Consider the following 15,459-nt stretch of genomic DNA (forward strand, 5'->3'; position numbering starts at 1 on the left):
ATGGCAGCGCGCTGCCTGGGGCGTTGCGCAACCGTGCTCGCCGCCCTGTGCTGGGCGGCGTCCGCGCTGGCGCTTGCGGCGGCGGACGGTGCGCAGCCGCTGCATTTCGCGCGGCTTGCCGGCACCGAGGCCCAGCTGTACCGGCTCGGCGGCGCCACATCGGGTGCCATGCCGGCGCCACTGCCCCCCGGCCTGCAGACGCCGCTGGGCAGCGTGTGGAAGCTCTTCGTCTACAGCTACCTGGTCGGCCGCGACAAGGCGGGCGACGACTACACCTGCCGCGGCGGCGACCCGGAAGAAGTCTATTGCTGCACGGCAGGCCAGAGCATCGACCGCGAGCATGCGCTGGTGCAGTCGTGCGGGCGCTATTTCGAGCCGCTGCGCCTGGGTTTGTCGGGTGCCGACTGGCGCCGCTTCTGGAAGGATGCCGGCGCGCCGGCCTGGCTGCAGGACATGCGGGCGATGCAGCCTGGGCGCGTGGTGCCGGTGGCCGAGCTGCTGGCTGCGCTGCACGCGGTGCCGCCCGCCGCGCGGCAGGCCGCTTCGGCCACGCTCGTCTCCGTGCTGACGGTGGGGCGCGGCGAGGGCACGCTGGCCAGCTACGGCAGCCTGCTGCGCGCCAAGACCTGGACCATGCCGGACCCGGTGCGGCCCGGCGCCTCCATTGGCGGTGCCGCGGGCTGGCTGGCCGACGGCAGCCCGGCGTGGCTCGGCGGGCAGGGTGCCAGCGCCAATGTGCTGCGGCGTGCCGCGCCGCTGTTGCAGCCGCTGCTGGCCACCGTGCCGGTGCCGGACGACGGCGCCTGCGTGCTGGTCGACATGTTCGAGCGCCATGCGCTGCGCGAGCTGCTCGGCGCGGGGCCGGAACGCAAGGCTGTGCCCGATGGCCCGCTCAATGGCACCTTCCGCGCCGAGTTCGCCAACGGCAACAGCCTGCGCGTGGACAGCCGCGGCGAGCTCAGCCTGGTGCGCGCCGCGGGTGCAGCGCCCCGCGTGGTCGGGCGCTTTGGACTCAATGACTACGTGGCGCGCGTGGTGGAGCGCGAGGGCGATACGGCCGAGCCGGAGGCCGCCCGCGCGCTGGCCGTGGCCGTGCGCAGCTACCTGGTTCAGCAGGCCGCGCGCGAGCAAGGCTGCTTCCGTATCGCCGACAGCAGCCGCACGCAGCGCGTGCTGCCGCGCACACCCACCGCCGCGGCGCGGCGCGCGGCCGACCAGACCGACGGGCTGGTGCTGTCCGGCGTGGCCGTACGCTATCACCACGATGCCGGCGGCCCGGGCCGCATGGCGTGGACCGAGGCCAGGCGCGCGGCGGGCCAGGGCCAAGCCTTCGATACCATTCTGGCGCGCTGGTGGCCGCAGGCCACGCTGACCTCGTTCCAGAGCCCGGTCGCCGGCGATTGCCTGGCGATCGCCAATGCGCGGCAATGGCTGGCCCAGCGCGCGCCGCAATGGCAGCGCCGGCTGGGTGCCGAGCCGGGCTATGAAGCGCCGCCGCTGCCGGCGGTCTGCGAGGTCCGCGAAGGCCGGCCCTATGCCGATGCGCGCCGCAACCGGCTCTATATCCACCGGCTTGCCAGCGAGGACGACCGCATCGCGCTGGCACACGAATACCTGCACCTCGCGTTCGCGCGCCATCCGCGCGGGCAGGACGAGCAATTCGTCGAAGGCCTCGCGCGCAAGCTGGTGCGCACGGAAAATCCGTCATGAACCGCACCTTTTTCTCCCCGCACCGCTGGTCACCTGCCGCGCTGGCGCTCGCCTGGGCCGTGGCACCGTTGGCGGGCACGGCCGGGCCGGTCGCCGAGCTCGAAGGCCCGGCCGGCGGCTGGCGCCACAGCGGCCTGTCCAGCGAGCTGGAACGCTACACCGCGGCCTATCCCAAGCCGCCGGTGGACCGCGGCGCGCAGAAATACCGCACGCTGATCGAAGGCCGCCTGCACCGGGCCGGCAAGGAAGGCCGCAAGCCGCCCACGCTGGTGGTCAACGGCAACGCAATGCCGCTCTATGCCGACGAGCAGGGTCGCTTTGCCCGGCCATGGGCGTTCGGGCGCGGCTCCAACAGCGTCGAGATCATTTCCGCCGACGGCGCCTCGCGCCAGCGCCTGCAGTTCTACGAGGCCGACGCCACCAAGGTCCAGGCCAGGCTGCGCGCCGTGCTGACCTGGGACGATCCCAAGGCCGAGGTCGACCTGCATGTGATCTCGCCGGACGGCGGTCATGCCTTCTGGGCCAGCCCGCTGCTGCCCGCGGGCGGGGGCCTCGACGTGGACAGCGTGGACGGAGCCGGCCCCGAGATCTTCTCCAGCGCCGCGCCGCGCCCGGGCGTGTGGCTTTTCTACGTGAACTATTGGGGCAATTTCGACGCCGCCGGCTACAACTTCCAGGCTGGCGCAAACGCGCGCGACCTGATCACCGCCAGGCTCACGCTGATCTACAACGAGAACACGCTCAACGAGAAGCGCGAGACCCTGGTGGTGCCGCTGCGCAAGCTGGGCGAACTGACGCTGATGAAATCGGTGCGCTTCTGACCGGCGTCCTCCAAGGGCGAAAGCCAGGAAGCAGATAATGCCCGCCAGGGGCAGGGAATGTGGATATGCATCGCAAGCCGAATTTCGCTTTAGCCAGACTGATCCTGCCGGCCTTGCTGCTGGCGGGCGCCGCGCATGCCGACGATGCCATCGAGTTCACCACGCCACGCAACGGATGGCGCAATTCGGCGGGTGACACTGCCAATTACACGCAGGAGGTCCACTATCCCGCCGTGTCGGTGTCCACGCCGGCGGGCCAGGCCGCCAGCGCCATGATCGCGGGGCGTATCCGTTCGGCGCCGAAAGCGCAGCCTGGCGGCGGTGCCGAGGGCGCCGCGCCCGCTGCGCGCGGACGTGGCCGGCGCGGCGACGGCTCGGTCGCCACGCTGGTGATCAACGGTGTCGCCATGCCGCAGCGGGTGGAGGAGGACGGCCGCTTCTCGCGGCCATATGCGTTTTCCGCAGGCAGCAACAGCGTGGAGATGCGCAGCGCGCAGGGCGCCAGCAAGCGCGTGCAGTTCTACGACGGCTACCAGGGCCGGACCCGGCCGCGCTTGCGCGTGGTGCTGTCCTGGGATAGCGATGCCACCGACCTGGACCTCCATGTGGTTGCGCCGGACGGCCAGCACACCTTCTACGCAAATCGCGTCGCCGGCAACGGCGGGGCGCTCGACGTCGACGTGACCACCGGCTATGGTCCCGAGATCTATTCGATCGCCGCGCCGCCGCCCGGCACCTATCTCGTCTACGTGAACTACTACGGCAGCGGTGCGGGGCCCGAAGCCATCACCGTGGCCCAGGTGGCGGTGATCACCGACGAGAACACGCCCAGCGAAAAGCAGCAGGTATTCCGCGTGCCGATGCGCAAGCCCGGCGAGCTGACCCTGATCAAGTCATTTGTCATGAAGTGACCCGAGGAGCCATGTGACCGATCTGACCGAGCTGACCGATCTGACCGACGCGACCAGGCCGCAGAAGAAAATCCTGTTCCTCAGCGTTTCCGCCGGCGCCGGGCACATGCGTGCCGCCGAGGCCCTGAGGCTGACGGCGCAGGCCGAATTCCCCGAGGTGCGGACCCTGCATCTCGATGTGATGGCGTACGTGCCCGCCACCTTCCGCAAGCTCTACACGGACCTCTACATCAAGCTGGTCAACAGCTATCCGGCCTTGTGGGGCATGCTGTACCAGCATACCTCGGAGGCCGATCCCGCCGCGCCCATGCAGAAACTGCGGCGGGCCGCGGAGCGCCTCAGCACGCGCGCGCTGCGCCGGGCGATCGACGAATTCGCGCCGGACGCCATCGTCTGCACGCACTTCCTGCCGGCCGAGATCCTGATGCATGAAGTGCGCCGCCAGCGACTGGCCGTGCCGGTGTGGGTGCAGGTGACCGATTTCGACCTGCATGGCATGTGGGTGATTCCCCATATGACGGGCTACTTCGCCGCCAGCGAGGAAATCGCCTTTCGCATGCGGGCCAGCCGCATCGAGGCGGGGCGCATCCATACCACCGGTATCCCGGTGGTGCCGGCCTTCACCCAGCCGCAGGACCGGCACGCTTGCGCCGCGCATTTTGGCCTGGACCCGGCGCGGCGCACCATCATGCTGATGGGGGGCGGCGCCGGCCTCGGCGGCCTGGACGAAGCCGCCGACGCGCTGATGCGGCTGGGCGACGATTTCCAGTTGATCGTGCTGGCCGGGCGCAACGAGGCCGCATTGAATCGCCTCAGGACGCTGGCGGGCGCGCATCCCGGCCGGCTGTTTCCATTCGGATTCACCAATGAGGTGGAACGGCTGATGGCCTGCTCTGACCTCGTCATCACCAAGCCCGGCGGGCTGACCACCTCCGAATGCCTGGCCATGGGCGTGCCGATGGTCGTCAATGCGCCGATCCCGGGACAGGAGGAGCGCAACGCGGACTATCTGCTGGAGCAGGGCGCTGCGCTCAAGGCCGTGGACCTGGTCTCGCTCGAATACCGTGTGCGCCTGCTGCTGGCCGAACCGGCCCGGCTGGACGCGATGCGGGAGCGGGCTCGCTCGCTGGGCCAGCCTGCGGCGGCCCGGCGCGTGCTGCAGACCGTGCTGGCGCAATTGCCTGGCCGGCAAGACCGCGCGCCGCTGCCGGCGGAGGCAGGCTGATGCGCTCCCTGAACCTGTCTGGCCCGCAGCGGCATGCGCAGGCATTTCCGTCGCGGCACCCGCTGGTGCTGCTGCTGATCATCGGCTGGACCTTGCTGCTGGCGTACTTCTTTGCCAATGTCGAGATCCAGATCGAAGGCGCTGCCGGCTGGGCCGCCAACCTGCCCACCTGGCGCATCGAGCATCACTGGCTGCTGGATATCTTCTGGGGCGGTCGCCCGATGACCGGCTATCACGCCTGGGTATTTCCCTGCGTGGCCCTGTTCTTCCATTTCCCGCTGCTGTTTGCCGGTCGCTGGAACTGGCGGGCGGAAGCCCGTGTGATCGCCTGCATCATGGTGTTCTGGATCACCGAGGATTTTCTCTGGTTCGTGCTCAATCCGGCGTATGGCGTGGCGCGCTTCGCGCCAGAATTCGTGCCCTGGCATATCCACTGGCTGGCCGGCGCGCCGACGGATTACTGGGTGTCGCTACTGGCGGCGGCCTTGCTTTTCTGGGTCTCGGGCCGGCGCGCCTGAGAGAAAATGTGTTCTTAACGACATATTACATGCGTAAATAGCCGAATAAGTGCCGTATTGATAACTATCTGGCGCCGCCGCGGATCGCCTTGGCCGCATAGGAGTAGAATCACGCTCTTGTGTACTTTGTAGCATTCTTATAACAATGAGCCCCCGTCCTTCGCGCATGGCGTGCGTTGACGCACTCAAGGCGATCAGCTCGCAACTGATCGTGCTGCACCATCTTGCCTTCTACGGCCCGATGTCCGACGTGGCCCACGTGCTGGCGCCCGATCTGCTCGACTGGTTCTCCCAATACGCGCGCATTGCCGTACAGGCCTTCCTTGTCATCAGCGGATTCCTCGCGGCGCGCAGCCTGGCGCCCGGCGGTCATCTGATGGTGCCGCATCCCTTGCTTGCGATCTGGCGGCGCTACCAGAAACTGGTGGTGCCTTATACCGCGGCCATCCTCATCGCCATTGCCGGTGCAGCCATCGCGCGCACCTGGATGCATCACGATTCGATTCCCGGCGCGCCGGGCCTGCACCAGTTCCTGGCGCATGTGCTGCTGCTGCATAACGTGCTGGATTTCGATGCGCTATCGGCCGGCGTCTGGTACGTCGCCATCGACCTGCAGCTGTTTGCCTTGCTGATCGCGGCGCTGTGGCTGGCGCGCCGGTGCGCAAGGTGGTTCGACGTGGAGGGCGCCGTGTTCGGCATGCCACTGGTGGCGGGGCTGGCGCTGGCGTCGCTGTTCTGGTTCAACCGTGATGCCGCGTGGGATGTGTGGGCGATCTATTTCTTCGGCGCCTATGGCATGGGTACGCTGGCGTTCTGGGCGTCCGAGCCGGAGCGTTCGCCGGTGGCGCTGATGGTGCTGGGCGCGGCGGTGCTGGCCGCGCTGATCGTGGACTTCCGCCTGCGTATCGCAGTGGCCCTTGCGGTGGCCTTGCTGCTGGGCATGGCGCGTCGTGGCGGCTGGCTGGAGCACTGGCCGCGCGCCAATGTGCTGGCGTTCTTCGGCCGCATTTCCTACTCGGTTTTCCTGGTGCACTTCCCGGTGTGCCTGGTAGTCAACGCCGTGGTATCCCATCTTGCGCCGCACCAGCCCGTGCTCAATGCACTTGGCATGGTTGCCGCGTGGGTGCTGAGCAACGCGGCCGGCGCGCTGTTCTACCGTTATGTGGAGAGCGGGACGCCGCTGCGGGCCCTGCGCCAGGCGGTGTGGCCGGCCCGCGCCGAAGCGCCGCGGCGCCAGCCTGCCGGGCGGCAGCAGTCGACCTGAGCGGCCCGCCGGTTTTCCGGCGCATCGCAAGCAGACGCATGCCAACTGCGGCGCCAGGCCTGAACAGCCTGGCGCCGCTTTCACTTGGTGCCTGTGCACCGCGATCCGGCAGCGTGCGGGCATGCCACCGCACGGCTGCGGTGCGCCTGGTCAAGGTGCGGCATTGTTGGCCGCGCAACACAGGGTAAAAACGAGCATTGGGATATGGCATGAAGGTTGCCTACTATGAAACTGTAAACCTGACCGTTTGGTCAGGATTCCTGTTCCGAGGCTGCCATGTCCGATCATATCGTCCTGACCTCGCACGCACGCCGCGACAAGCCGGCGGAGCCCATTCACTGGGGGGCCGCCAGCGCCGCGGAGCGCGGTCCCGTGATCGCCAGCCTGACCAATCCCGACCAGCGCAACGTGATCGGCACCCACTCGGGCGCCTATGCGGTGTATCGCGCACTGGCGGTCGCCTCGGGCCGGCTGCAGCGCGATCACCGGGCTGACCTGACCGATACCGCGCCGGCCGAACCCATCGGCCCGCATCCACAGTGGGCCGACCCGGACAAGATCGTTTCCATGGATCCCTGGGGCCACCTGGTCTCCACCGCCTTTGCAGACCGGATCGCGGCGGGCATCGATATCCGGCCCTCGATTGCCGTTACCCGCGCCCATATCAATATGCCCGAACTGGCGGGCGCCATCGCGGCAGGGCGCCTGGTGCCGGACGGCCGGATCCTCCACGCCAACGGCGACGTGCGCGTGACCAAGGCCGCGATCGACCCGGTCTGGTACCTGCCGGGCCTGGCGCGGCGCTTCGATATCAAGGAAAGCGCGCTGCGCCGTGCCTTGTTCGAGCAGACCAGCGGCATGTTCCCCGAACTGGTGACGCGGGCGGACCTCAAGGTGTTCCTGCCGCCCATCGGCGGCATGACGTTGTACTTCTTCGGCGATGTCAGCCAGCTCGGCAAGCCCGAGACCAAGGTGGCCTGCCGTGTGCACGACGAATGCAACGGCTCCGACGTGTTCGGCTCCGATATCTGCACTTGCCGGCCCTATCTGGCGCATGGCATCGAGGTGTGCATCGAGATGGCGCAACAGGGCGGAGTGGGCCTGGTGGTCTACAACCGCAAGGAAGGCCGCGCGCTGGGCGAAGTCACCAAGTTCCTGGTCTACAACGCTCGCAAGCGCCAGGTCGGCGGCGACCGCGCCGAGACCTATTTCGCGCGCACGGAATGCGTGGCCGGCGTGCAGGACATGCGTTTCCAGGAACTCATGCCCGACGTTTTCCACTGGCTCGGCATCAAGCGCATCGACCGCTGGGCCTCGATGAGCAATATGAAGCACGGGGYGCTGACCGCCCAGGGTATCGAGGTGGTCGAGCAGGTGGCGATCCCCGATGCGCTGATTCCGGCCGACGCCCGCGTGGAAATCGACGCCAAGGTAGCGGCTGGCTACTTCACGAGCTATACCCCGCCGGATGCGGAAGAACTTGCACTGGCAAAGGGTAGAGGACTGAACGAATGAACCAGACACCTGAAGCGGGCGTGCCGGGCGGCCCGTCCGATGCCTTCACCCAACCCGCCAGCGACGGCGGCGGCTGGGCCAGCCCGGTGCCCGCCGGGCATCCGGCCGCGGCGCTGCTGACCGGGCAGGCGGTGCGCGCGCACTGCGCCACCGTCACCGAGCACGTGGCGGCGGGCGCCTCCGAACTGTTTACCTGGCACCCGGACCGCATCGCCGCGGTGGCGGACTACGTGGCGGCCACTATCCGCCAGCGCTATCCGGACCTGAACGTGCCTTATCACAGCCGCTGGCGCCATTTCGAGAGCGGCGCGGGCGAGAAACTGGACCGCTGGCAGATCCTGTGCGAGCGCGGCGGGCTGTCCGGCGAGGCCGATCGCGAGGAGCGCGCCCGCATCGGCATCGACCTGGTGATCCCGAGCGTGCTGCTGGATGCGGGCGCGGGCCCGGACTGGCGCTATCGCGACCCGGCCAGCGATCTCTCGCTGACCCGCTCGGAAGGCCTGGGCGTGGCGAGCTTCGACCTGTTCGCGCGCGGCGGATTCTCCGCCCAACCCGGCCAGCCGTTGCGCGCCGATGCCGAACGCCTGATGCGTATCGACGCCTCTTCCATCGCCACCGCGTTCCAGGTGGCGCAGCACAATCCGCTGGTCGGCCTGGAAGGCCGGGCCGGGCTGCTGCGCCGGCTCGGCGAGGTGGCGCAGGCCACGCCGGCCGTGTTCGGCACGCCGGCGCGACTTGGCAACCTGTACGACTACCTCAAGGCGAGTGCCGTCGACGGTCACATCGAGGCCGGCTTCGTGCTGAGCACGCTGCTGGTGGCGCTGGGTCCGGTATGGCCGGGGCGCGTCATGCTGGAGGGCGTCTCGCTGGGCGACTGCTGGCATCACCCGGCCTGCGCCGACGGCCTGGTGCCGTTCCACAAGCTCACGCAGTGGCTGACGTACTCGTTGCTCGAACCGCTGGAGGACGCCGGGCTGACCGTCACCGGGCTGGAAGCGCTCACCGGCCTGCCCGAATACCGCAACGGCGGCCTGCTGTTCGATTTCGAGCTGATGGTGCCGCGCGACCCGGCCTTCGCCTCGGTGACGCACACGGTGGACGAGCCGGTCATCGTGGAATGGCGCGCGCTCACGGTCACCGGCCTGGACCTGGTGGCCGCCTCGGTGCGCGAGGCGCTCGGGCTGTCAGCCGCCGATTTTCCGCTGGCGCGCGTGCTCGAAGGCGGCACCTGGGCGGCGGGGCGCCGCATTGCCGCCAAGCGCAGGCCCGGCGGCCCGCCGCCTTTCGCCATCGACAGCGACGGCACGGTGTTCTAGCCTGCGCGCCGCGCGCCCTCCAGGGGGCGCGCGGCGGTACCCCTTTGCGATTCGCCTCCCGAGGAGCGCAACATGACCGATCTTTCCGCTGTACCGCCTGTCACGCCATCGGTGATGGTGGTGGACCATCCGCTTGTGCAGCACAAGGTCACGCTGGTCCGCAGCGAAGACACCACCACGGACAATTTCCGCCGGCTGGTCCGCGAGATCAGCCAGTTGCTGACCTACGAAGCCACGCGCGACCTGGCGATGGAGACCATCGCCATCAAGACCCCGATCGCGCCGATGGAGTCGCCGGTGCTGTCGGGCAAGAAGCTGTGCCTGGTGTCCATCCTGCGGGCCGGCAACGGTTTCCTTGACGGCATGCTGGACCTGCTGCCGGCCGCGCGCGTGGGCCATATCGGCCTGTACCGCGATCCGGAGACGCTGGAGCCGATCGAGTACTACTTCAAGATGCCGGAGGATATCCGCGAGCGGCTGGTGATCGTGGTCGACCCGATGCTGGCCACCGGCAACTCCGCCATCGCCGCGCTCAACCGTCTCAAGGAGGCGGGCGTGAGCACGCTCAAGTACGTGTGCCTGATCGCCTCGCGCCCGGGTTTGCGCGCGTTGCAGGCGGCGCATCCCGACGTGGCCATCGTCACGGCGGCGATCGACGAGGAGCTCAACGAGCACGGCTACATCGTTCCCGGCCTGGGCGACGCCGGCGACAGGCTCTACGGCACGCGCTGATGGGCGCGCCGGCCACGGCGCCGCCGCCATGCTTCCCGCCACAGCAGGAAGCGGCGGGCGGGCGCATTCGCCAGGAGAACGAGGCGCTGATCCTGCGCGCCGCCGAATACGTGTTTGCGCGTGCCGGCTTTGCCGGCGCCACCATGGCCGAGATTGCCACGCAGGCCGGCGTGCCGAAGTCCAACCTCCACTACTACTTCCGCACCAAGCAGGCCCTGTACCGCGCGGTGCTGGCGCATACGCTGGCGCTGTGGCTTTCGGAAACCGACATCATCGCCGCCGGGCAGCGCCCGCAGGTGGCGCTGGAGCAGTACATCCGCGCCAAGATGCGGCTGTCCGCCAGCCACCCCGATGCCTCGCGCGTGTTTGCCAATGAGCTGCTGCATGGCGCGCCGGAGATCCGTGACGTGCTCAGCGGCGCGCTGCGCGCGCTGGTGACGCGCAAGGCGAGCGTGATCAAGGAATGGATCGCGCGCGGCGAAATGGCCAGCGTGGACCCTTGGCACCTGTTCTTCACGATCTGGGCCGCGACCCAGACCTATGCCGATTTTGAGTCGCAGGTATGCGCCGTGCTCGGGGTGAGCCACCTGGGCCAGCGCGATTTCGAACAGGCCACCGACCACCTGGTGCGGCTGCTGCTGCGCGGTTGCGGGCTGGAACCGGCCGGCCTGGCCATGAAGTTGTCAACAAGGGGAGAAAGCCATGAGGTTTGAGGGCAAGCGCAGGACCTGGTTGAAGTTCGCGGCGGCCATGGCCGGCGCAGGCACGCTCGCCGGCATGCAGCCAGCCATGGCGCAGGCCAAGGTGAAAGTCGCGGCGGTCTACACCGTGCCTGTGGAGCAGCAGTGGGTGTCGCGCATCCACAAGGCGCTCAACGAGGCCAAGGCGCGCGGCGAGATCGACTACGTGTTCTCGGAGAGCGTCTCCAACGCCGACTATGAACGCGTGCTGCGCCAGTATGCCGAGCAGGGCTCGGCGCTGATCCTGGGCGAGTCGTTCGCCGTGGAAGCGGCGGCGCGCAAGGTGGCCAAGGACTACCCGAAGATCGCCTTCCTGATGGGTTCCTCCGGCAAGCCGCAGGCGCCCAATTTCTCGGTGTTCGACAACTATATCCAGGAGCCTTCCTACCTCACCGGCATGATCGCGGGCGGCATGACCAAGACCAACCATATCGGCATGGTCGGCGGCTACGCCATCCCCGAAGTGAACCGGCTGATGCATGCCTTCATGGAAGGCGCGCGCGAGGTCAATCCCAAGGTGAAGTTCACGGTCAGCTTCATCGGTTCGTGGTTCGACCCGCCCAAGGCCAAGGAAGCCGCCTTCGCCATGATCGACAAGGGCGCGGACGTGCTCTACGCCGAACGCTTCGGCGTCTCGGACGCCGCCAAGGAAAAAGGCAAGCTGGCCATCGGCAACGTCATCAACACCCAGCCGCAGTATCCTGCCACCGTGGTGGCTTCGGCGCTGTGGAACATGGAGCCSACSGTSGGYGCGGCGCTSGCMAAGGTCAAGKCCGGCCAGTTCAAGAACGAGGACTACGGCCCTTACTCCCTGATGAAGTTCAAGGGCGCSGAGCTGGCGCCGCTGGGCACCTTCGAGGGCAAGGTGCCGGGCGACGTGATGGGCAAGGTCAAGGCCAGGGAGAAGGCGATTCTCGACGGCAAGTTCGCGGTCAAGGTGGTCGAGACGGAGCCGAAGTCGTCGCAGTGAGGGCGCTTTCAATGGGCTGCCCTTGCCTGCTTCCCTCTCCGGCCGGGTGGGAGAGGGGAGCGGGCCGTCCCTGCTTTCAATGCCCGACCTGATATTCATCCATCGCCCATGACCACCCCCATCCTGCGCCTGAGCGGCATCACCAAGCGCTTCGGCACGCTGCTGGCCAACGACGATATCTCGCTCGATCTGCAGCGTGGCGAGGTGCTGGCCCTGCTGGGGGAGAACGGCGCTGGCAAGAGCACGCTGGTCAGCATCCTGTTCGGGCACTACGTGGCCGATGCGGGCACGGTCGAGGTCGATGGCCAGCGCCTGCCGCCCGGCCAGCCGCGCGCCGCGCTGGCGGCGGGCATCGGCATGGTGCACCAGCATTTCACGCTGGCCGACAACCTTTCGGTGCTGGACAACATCCTGCTCGGCACGCAGCCGCTGTGGCACTGGCGGCTGGAGCGGCGCGCCGCGCGCGAGAAGGTGCTGACGCTGGCGCAGCGTTTCGGCCTGGGCGTGCGGCCGGGCGCGCGCGTGGGCGAGCTGTCGGTGGGCGAGCGTCAGCGCGTGGAGATCGTCAAGGCGCTGTACCGCGGCGCGCGCGTGCTGATCCTGGACGAGCCCACCGCGGTACTGACGCCGCACGAGGCCGAGACGCTGTTCGCCACGCTGGCGCAATTGATCGCGGAGGGCTTGTCGGTGATCTTCATCAGCCACAAGCTCGACGAAGTGCTGCGCGTCTCGGACCGCATCGCCGTACTGCGCGGCGGGCGGCTGGTGGCGCAGCGCGCCGCCGCGCAAACCAGCAAGGCCGAACTGGCCGAGCTGATGGTGGGCCGCGTGGTGTCCATGCCGGAGCGGGTGCCACTGGAAGGCGGCGCGGACGAAGCCGACGTGGTGCTGGCGTTGCGGCAGGCCGGCGCGCGCGCGGCGGACGGGCGCGCACTGCTCAGCCAGCTCAGCCTCCAGGTGCGCGCAGGGGAGATCGTCGGCATCGCGGGCGTGTCCGGCAACGGGCAGGCCGCACTGGCCGAGCTGCTCAGCGGTACCCTCGCCGCATCGGAAGGTGGCGTCACCCTGGCCGGCAAGCCCATGCCGGCGCGGCCCGCTGCGTGGATCGGCGCGGGGGTGGCGCGCGTGCCGGAGGACCGGCATGCGGTTGGCGTCGTCGGCGATCTGGCGGTATGGGAGAACGCAGCCAGCGAACAGCTTGGCCAGCCGCATTTTTCACGGGCCGGCGTGATCCGCCGCGCGGCGGCGCAACGCTTCGCGCGCGAGCTGGTGGCCCGTTTCGACGTGCGCACGGCCGGCATCGACGTGCCGGCGCGCACCATGTCCGGCGGCAATATGCAGAAGCTGATCCTGGGCCGTGCGCTCTCGGTGCGCGGGGAGGGCAAGGCGCCGCTGCTGGTGGTGGCCAGCCAGCCCACCTGGGGGCTCGACATCGGCGCGGTGGCCTATGTGCGCGCCCGCCTGCTCGACGCGGCGCGCGAAGGCGCGGCCGTGCTGCTGATCTCGGAGGACCTCGACGAACTCCACGCGCTCGCGGACCGCATCGCGGTGATGCATGCCGGGCGCCTCACGCCGGCCCGCCCGACGGCTGCCTGGACGCTGGGCGAGCTCGGCCTGGCGATGGCCGGCGCGGGCGATGCCGCTGGCGCGGGCGCGCATGGGGAGACGCTGCATGCGGCTTGAACCCCGGACCGGCGTCTCGCGTGTCGCCATGCTGGCCGCGCCCGTGATCGCCATCGCCGCCACCTTGCTGATCTGCGCCGTGCTGGTGCGCTGGGCCGGCGCACCGGTGGGGCGCGCCTATGCGCTGTTGCTCGAGGGTGGCTTCGGCTCGCGCTTCGCGTGGTCGGAAACGCTGACGCGCGCCACGCCCCTGATCCTCACGGGGCTGTCGGTAGCGGTGGCGTTTCGCGCCCGCCTGTTCAACATCGGCGCGGAAGGGCAGCTCTATCTCGGCGCGCTGGCGGCGGTGGCGGTGGGCGGGCAGGTCGACGGCGCGGCCGCGCCGTGGGCCCAGCAGCTTCCGGCCGGCGTGCACTTCGCGCTGATGGTGGGGGCGGGCATGCTGGCGGGCGCCTTGCTCCTGCTCGGCGCCGCGTGGCTCAAGACGCGGCTCGGCGTGGACGAGGTGGTGACCACCTTGCTGGGCAACTTCATCGTGCTGCTGCTTGTGTCGATGATGCTGGACGGGCCGATGAAGGACGCCATGGCGATGGGCTGGCCCCAATCCGTGCCGCTGGTGCCGGAGCTGGAACTGTCGAAGCTGATGGAGCGCACGCGCGTGCACAGCGGCTTGCTGCTGGCGTGCGCGCTGGCGGTGATCCTGTGGGCGGTCAACCGCTTCACGGTGTTTGGCATGCAGATGCGCGCGGTGGGCGCCAACGCGCGCGCCGCGGCCTTCGTCGGGGTGCCGGTGCGGCGCGTGACGATGTGGACGGCGCTGCTGTCGGGCGCGCTGGCAGGGCTGGCGGGCGTGATCGAGGTGGCGGGCCGCACCAGCTATCTCACGCTCGATATCTCGCCTGGCTACGGCTACGCGGGCGTGGTGATCGCCATGCTGGCCGCGCTGCATCCGCTCGGCGTGGTGGCGGCCTCGGTCTTCGTGGCCGGCGTGCTGGTCGGAGCCGACGGCATGAGCCGCGCCGTGGGCGTGCCCAACGCGATTGCCGACGTGATCGTGGCGGTGGCCCTGCTGGCCATGCTGGTGGCGACCATGCTCACCCGTTACCGCATCCGCTTCGACGCCGTGCGCAAGGTGGCCTGATGGAACTGCTCGATATCCTGGCTGCCGCGCCATTCTGGATCGCGGTGCTGCGCGTGGCCACGCCGCTCATCTTCGGCACGCTCGGCGTGCTGCTGTGCGAGCGCGCCGGCGTGCTCAACCTCGGCATCGAGGGGATCATGGTGGCGGGCGCCTTCGGCGGCTGGCTGGCCGTCTACCACGGCATGCCGCTGTGGGGCGGGGTGGCTGCCGCGGCGGGCGTGGGGCTGGTGTTCGGCCTGCTGCACGGCTGGCTCACGGTGAGCCTGGCGCTGTCGCAGCACGTGGCCGGGCTCGGCGTGACGATGCTGGCCACCAGCCTGTCCTACTACGCCTACCGGCTCGGCTTTGCCTCGGTGTCCACGCCGCCGACCATCACGCCCTTCGGGCCGATGCGCTGGATGGCGGAGGTGCCGTTGCTGGRCGGGTTGCTCGGCCCGGTGCTCGGCGAGGAAACGGCGCTGACCTTGCTGGCGCTGGCGCTGGTGCCGCTGGTGGCCTGGCTGCTCTATCGCACGCCGCTCGGGCTGGCGGTGCGCATGGTGGGCGAGAATCCCGCCGCGGCCGAAGGGCAGGGCATCCGCGTGGGCGCCATGCGCATCGGCGCGGTGATGGCCGGCTCGGCGCTGATGGCGGTGGGCGGTGCTTTCCTCACGCTGTCGGCCTTCAATGCGTTCTTCTTCAATATGATCAACGGCCGCGGCTGGATCTGCGTGGCGCTGGTGGTGTTCGCCTCGTGGCGTCCCGGCCGGGCGCTGGCGGGCGCCTTGCTGTTCGCGGCATTCGATGCGTTGCAGCTGCGCCTGCAGCAAAGCGGTGCCAGCCTGCCCGGGCTGCCGCCGCTGCCCTACCAGCTCTACCTGATGCTGCCCTATGTACTGTCGATTCTCGCGCTGGTGCTGGTGGCGCGGCGCGCCACCTATCCGCAGGCGCTGATGAAGCCCTATCGCAAGGGCGAACGCTGATCCACACGGAA

14 protein-coding genes are annotated in these 15,459 nt (G+C 69.2%); all 14 read left to right on the forward strand.

The window, feature by feature from the left end; genetic code table 11:
* The 14 genes from AC1DK4_RS17175 (at position 1) to AC1DK4_RS17240 (ending at position 15,448) form a co-directional block, all read left to right on the forward strand.
* Complete coding sequence (locus tag AC1DK4_RS17175) at positions 1 to 1,710, forward strand: DUF2300 domain-containing protein (protein WP_441617104.1); 1,710 nt, start codon at positions 1 to 3, stop codon at positions 1,708 to 1,710.
* Complete coding sequence (locus AC1DK4_RS17180) at positions 1,707 to 2,531, forward strand: YfaP family protein (RefSeq protein WP_441616929.1); 825 nt, start codon at positions 1,707 to 1,709, stop codon at positions 2,529 to 2,531. Before AC1DK4_RS17175 ends, AC1DK4_RS17180 begins: the two co-directional genes overlap by 4 nt.
* A 65-nt stretch (positions 2,532 to 2,596) precedes the next feature.
* Positions 2,597 to 3,442, forward strand: coding sequence for a YfaP family protein (locus tag AC1DK4_RS17185; protein ID WP_441616928.1), 846 nt, complete (start codon positions 2,597 to 2,599; stop codon positions 3,440 to 3,442).
* A gap of 106 nt (positions 3,443 to 3,548) precedes the next feature.
* Positions 3,549 to 4,667, forward strand: a complete 1,119-nt coding sequence (locus AC1DK4_RS17190) for an MGDG synthase family glycosyltransferase (RefSeq protein WP_441617102.1) — start codon at positions 3,549 to 3,551, stop codon at positions 4,665 to 4,667.
* Positions 4,667 to 5,185: a hypothetical protein gene (locus AC1DK4_RS17195; protein ID WP_441616927.1), complete on the forward strand. Its 519-nt coding sequence runs from the start codon at positions 4,667 to 4,669 to the stop codon at positions 5,183 to 5,185. Before AC1DK4_RS17190 ends, AC1DK4_RS17195 begins: the two co-directional genes overlap by 1 nt.
* Before the next feature lie 145 nt (positions 5,186 to 5,330).
* Entirely contained in the window at positions 5,331 to 6,449 is a 1,119-nt protein-coding gene (locus AC1DK4_RS17200) for an acyltransferase family protein (protein WP_441616925.1), read from the forward strand.
* 276 nt (positions 6,450 to 6,725) lie between these two features.
* Positions 6,726 to 7,964 carry a GTP cyclohydrolase II gene (locus tag AC1DK4_RS17205; RefSeq protein WP_477131655.1) on the forward strand — a complete coding sequence of 413 codons (1,239 nt, stop codon included), beginning with the start codon at positions 6,726 to 6,728 and terminating at the stop codon, positions 7,962 to 7,964.
* Entirely contained in the window at positions 7,961 to 9,280 is a 1,320-nt protein-coding gene (locus AC1DK4_RS17210; protein WP_441616921.1) for a URC4/urg3 family protein, read from the forward strand. The genes AC1DK4_RS17205 and AC1DK4_RS17210 overlap by 4 nt, the downstream gene beginning before the upstream one ends.
* Before the next feature lie 72 nt (positions 9,281 to 9,352).
* Entirely contained in the window at positions 9,353 to 10,012 is a 660-nt protein-coding gene (gene upp / locus AC1DK4_RS17215) for a uracil phosphoribosyltransferase (protein WP_441616919.1), read from the forward strand.
* Positions 10,012 to 10,725, forward strand: a complete 714-nt coding sequence (locus AC1DK4_RS17220; RefSeq protein ID WP_441616917.1) for a TetR/AcrR family transcriptional regulator — start codon at positions 10,012 to 10,014, stop codon at positions 10,723 to 10,725. Before upp ends, AC1DK4_RS17220 begins: the two co-directional genes overlap by 1 nt.
* On the forward strand, positions 10,715 to 11,722 hold the full coding sequence (locus AC1DK4_RS17225; protein ID WP_477131656.1) for a BMP family protein: 1,008 nt from the start codon (positions 10,715 to 10,717) through the stop codon (positions 11,720 to 11,722). Before AC1DK4_RS17220 ends, AC1DK4_RS17225 begins: the two co-directional genes overlap by 11 nt.
* 108 nt (positions 11,723 to 11,830) lie before the next feature.
* A complete protein-coding gene (locus tag AC1DK4_RS17230) occupies positions 11,831 to 13,405 on the forward strand; it encodes an ABC transporter ATP-binding protein (protein ID WP_441616914.1) in 1,575 nt (524 codons plus the stop codon).
* Positions 13,395 to 14,486 carry an ABC transporter permease gene (locus tag AC1DK4_RS17235; RefSeq protein WP_441616912.1) on the forward strand — a complete coding sequence of 364 codons (1,092 nt, stop codon included), beginning with the start codon at positions 13,395 to 13,397 and terminating at the stop codon, positions 14,484 to 14,486. Before AC1DK4_RS17230 ends, AC1DK4_RS17235 begins: the two co-directional genes overlap by 11 nt.
* Positions 14,486 to 15,448, forward strand: coding sequence for an ABC transporter permease (locus AC1DK4_RS17240; protein WP_477131657.1), 963 nt, complete (start codon positions 14,486 to 14,488; stop codon positions 15,446 to 15,448). The genes AC1DK4_RS17235 and AC1DK4_RS17240 overlap by 1 nt, the downstream gene beginning before the upstream one ends.
* The last annotated feature ends 11 nt before the right edge of the window (positions 15,449 to 15,459 follow it).

It is taken from the genome of Cupriavidus sp. 05N38 (genome assembly GCF_056397345.1).

Excerpts from the sequence above, each read along its gene's own strand:
- AC1DK4_RS17175 (WP_441617104.1), top strand. The coding sequence starts at position 1 with ATGGCAGCGCGCTGCCTGGGGCGTTGCGCAACCGTGCTCGCCGCCCTG.
- AC1DK4_RS17190 (WP_441617102.1), top strand. The coding sequence starts at position 3,549 with ATGCGTGCCGCCGAGGCCCTGAGGCTGACGGCGCAGGCCGAATTCCCC.
- AC1DK4_RS17210 (WP_441616921.1), top strand. The coding sequence starts at position 7,961 with ATGAACCAGACACCTGAAGCGGGCGTGCCGGGCGGCCCGTCCGATGCC.
- AC1DK4_RS17230 (WP_441616914.1), top strand. The coding sequence starts at position 11,831 with ATGACCACCCCCATCCTGCGCCTGAGCGGCATCACCAAGCGCTTCGGC.
- AC1DK4_RS17220 (WP_441616917.1), top strand. The coding sequence starts at position 10,012 with ATGGGCGCGCCGGCCACGGCGCCGCCGCCATGCTTCCCGCCACAGCAG.
- AC1DK4_RS17180 (WP_441616929.1), top strand. The coding sequence starts at position 1,707 with ATGAACCGCACCTTTTTCTCCCCGCACCGCTGGTCACCTGCCGCGCTG.
- AC1DK4_RS17195 (WP_441616927.1), top strand. The coding sequence starts at position 4,667 with ATGCGCTCCCTGAACCTGTCTGGCCCGCAGCGGCATGCGCAGGCATTT.
- AC1DK4_RS17235 (WP_441616912.1), top strand. The coding sequence starts at position 13,395 with ATGCGGCTTGAACCCCGGACCGGCGTCTCGCGTGTCGCCATGCTGGCC.
- AC1DK4_RS17185 (WP_441616928.1), top strand. The coding sequence starts at position 2,597 with ATGCATCGCAAGCCGAATTTCGCTTTAGCCAGACTGATCCTGCCGGCC.
- upp (WP_441616919.1), top strand. The coding sequence starts at position 9,353 with ATGACCGATCTTTCCGCTGTACCGCCTGTCACGCCATCGGTGATGGTG.
- AC1DK4_RS17200 (WP_441616925.1), top strand. The coding sequence starts at position 5,331 with ATGAGCCCCCGTCCTTCGCGCATGGCGTGCGTTGACGCACTCAAGGCG.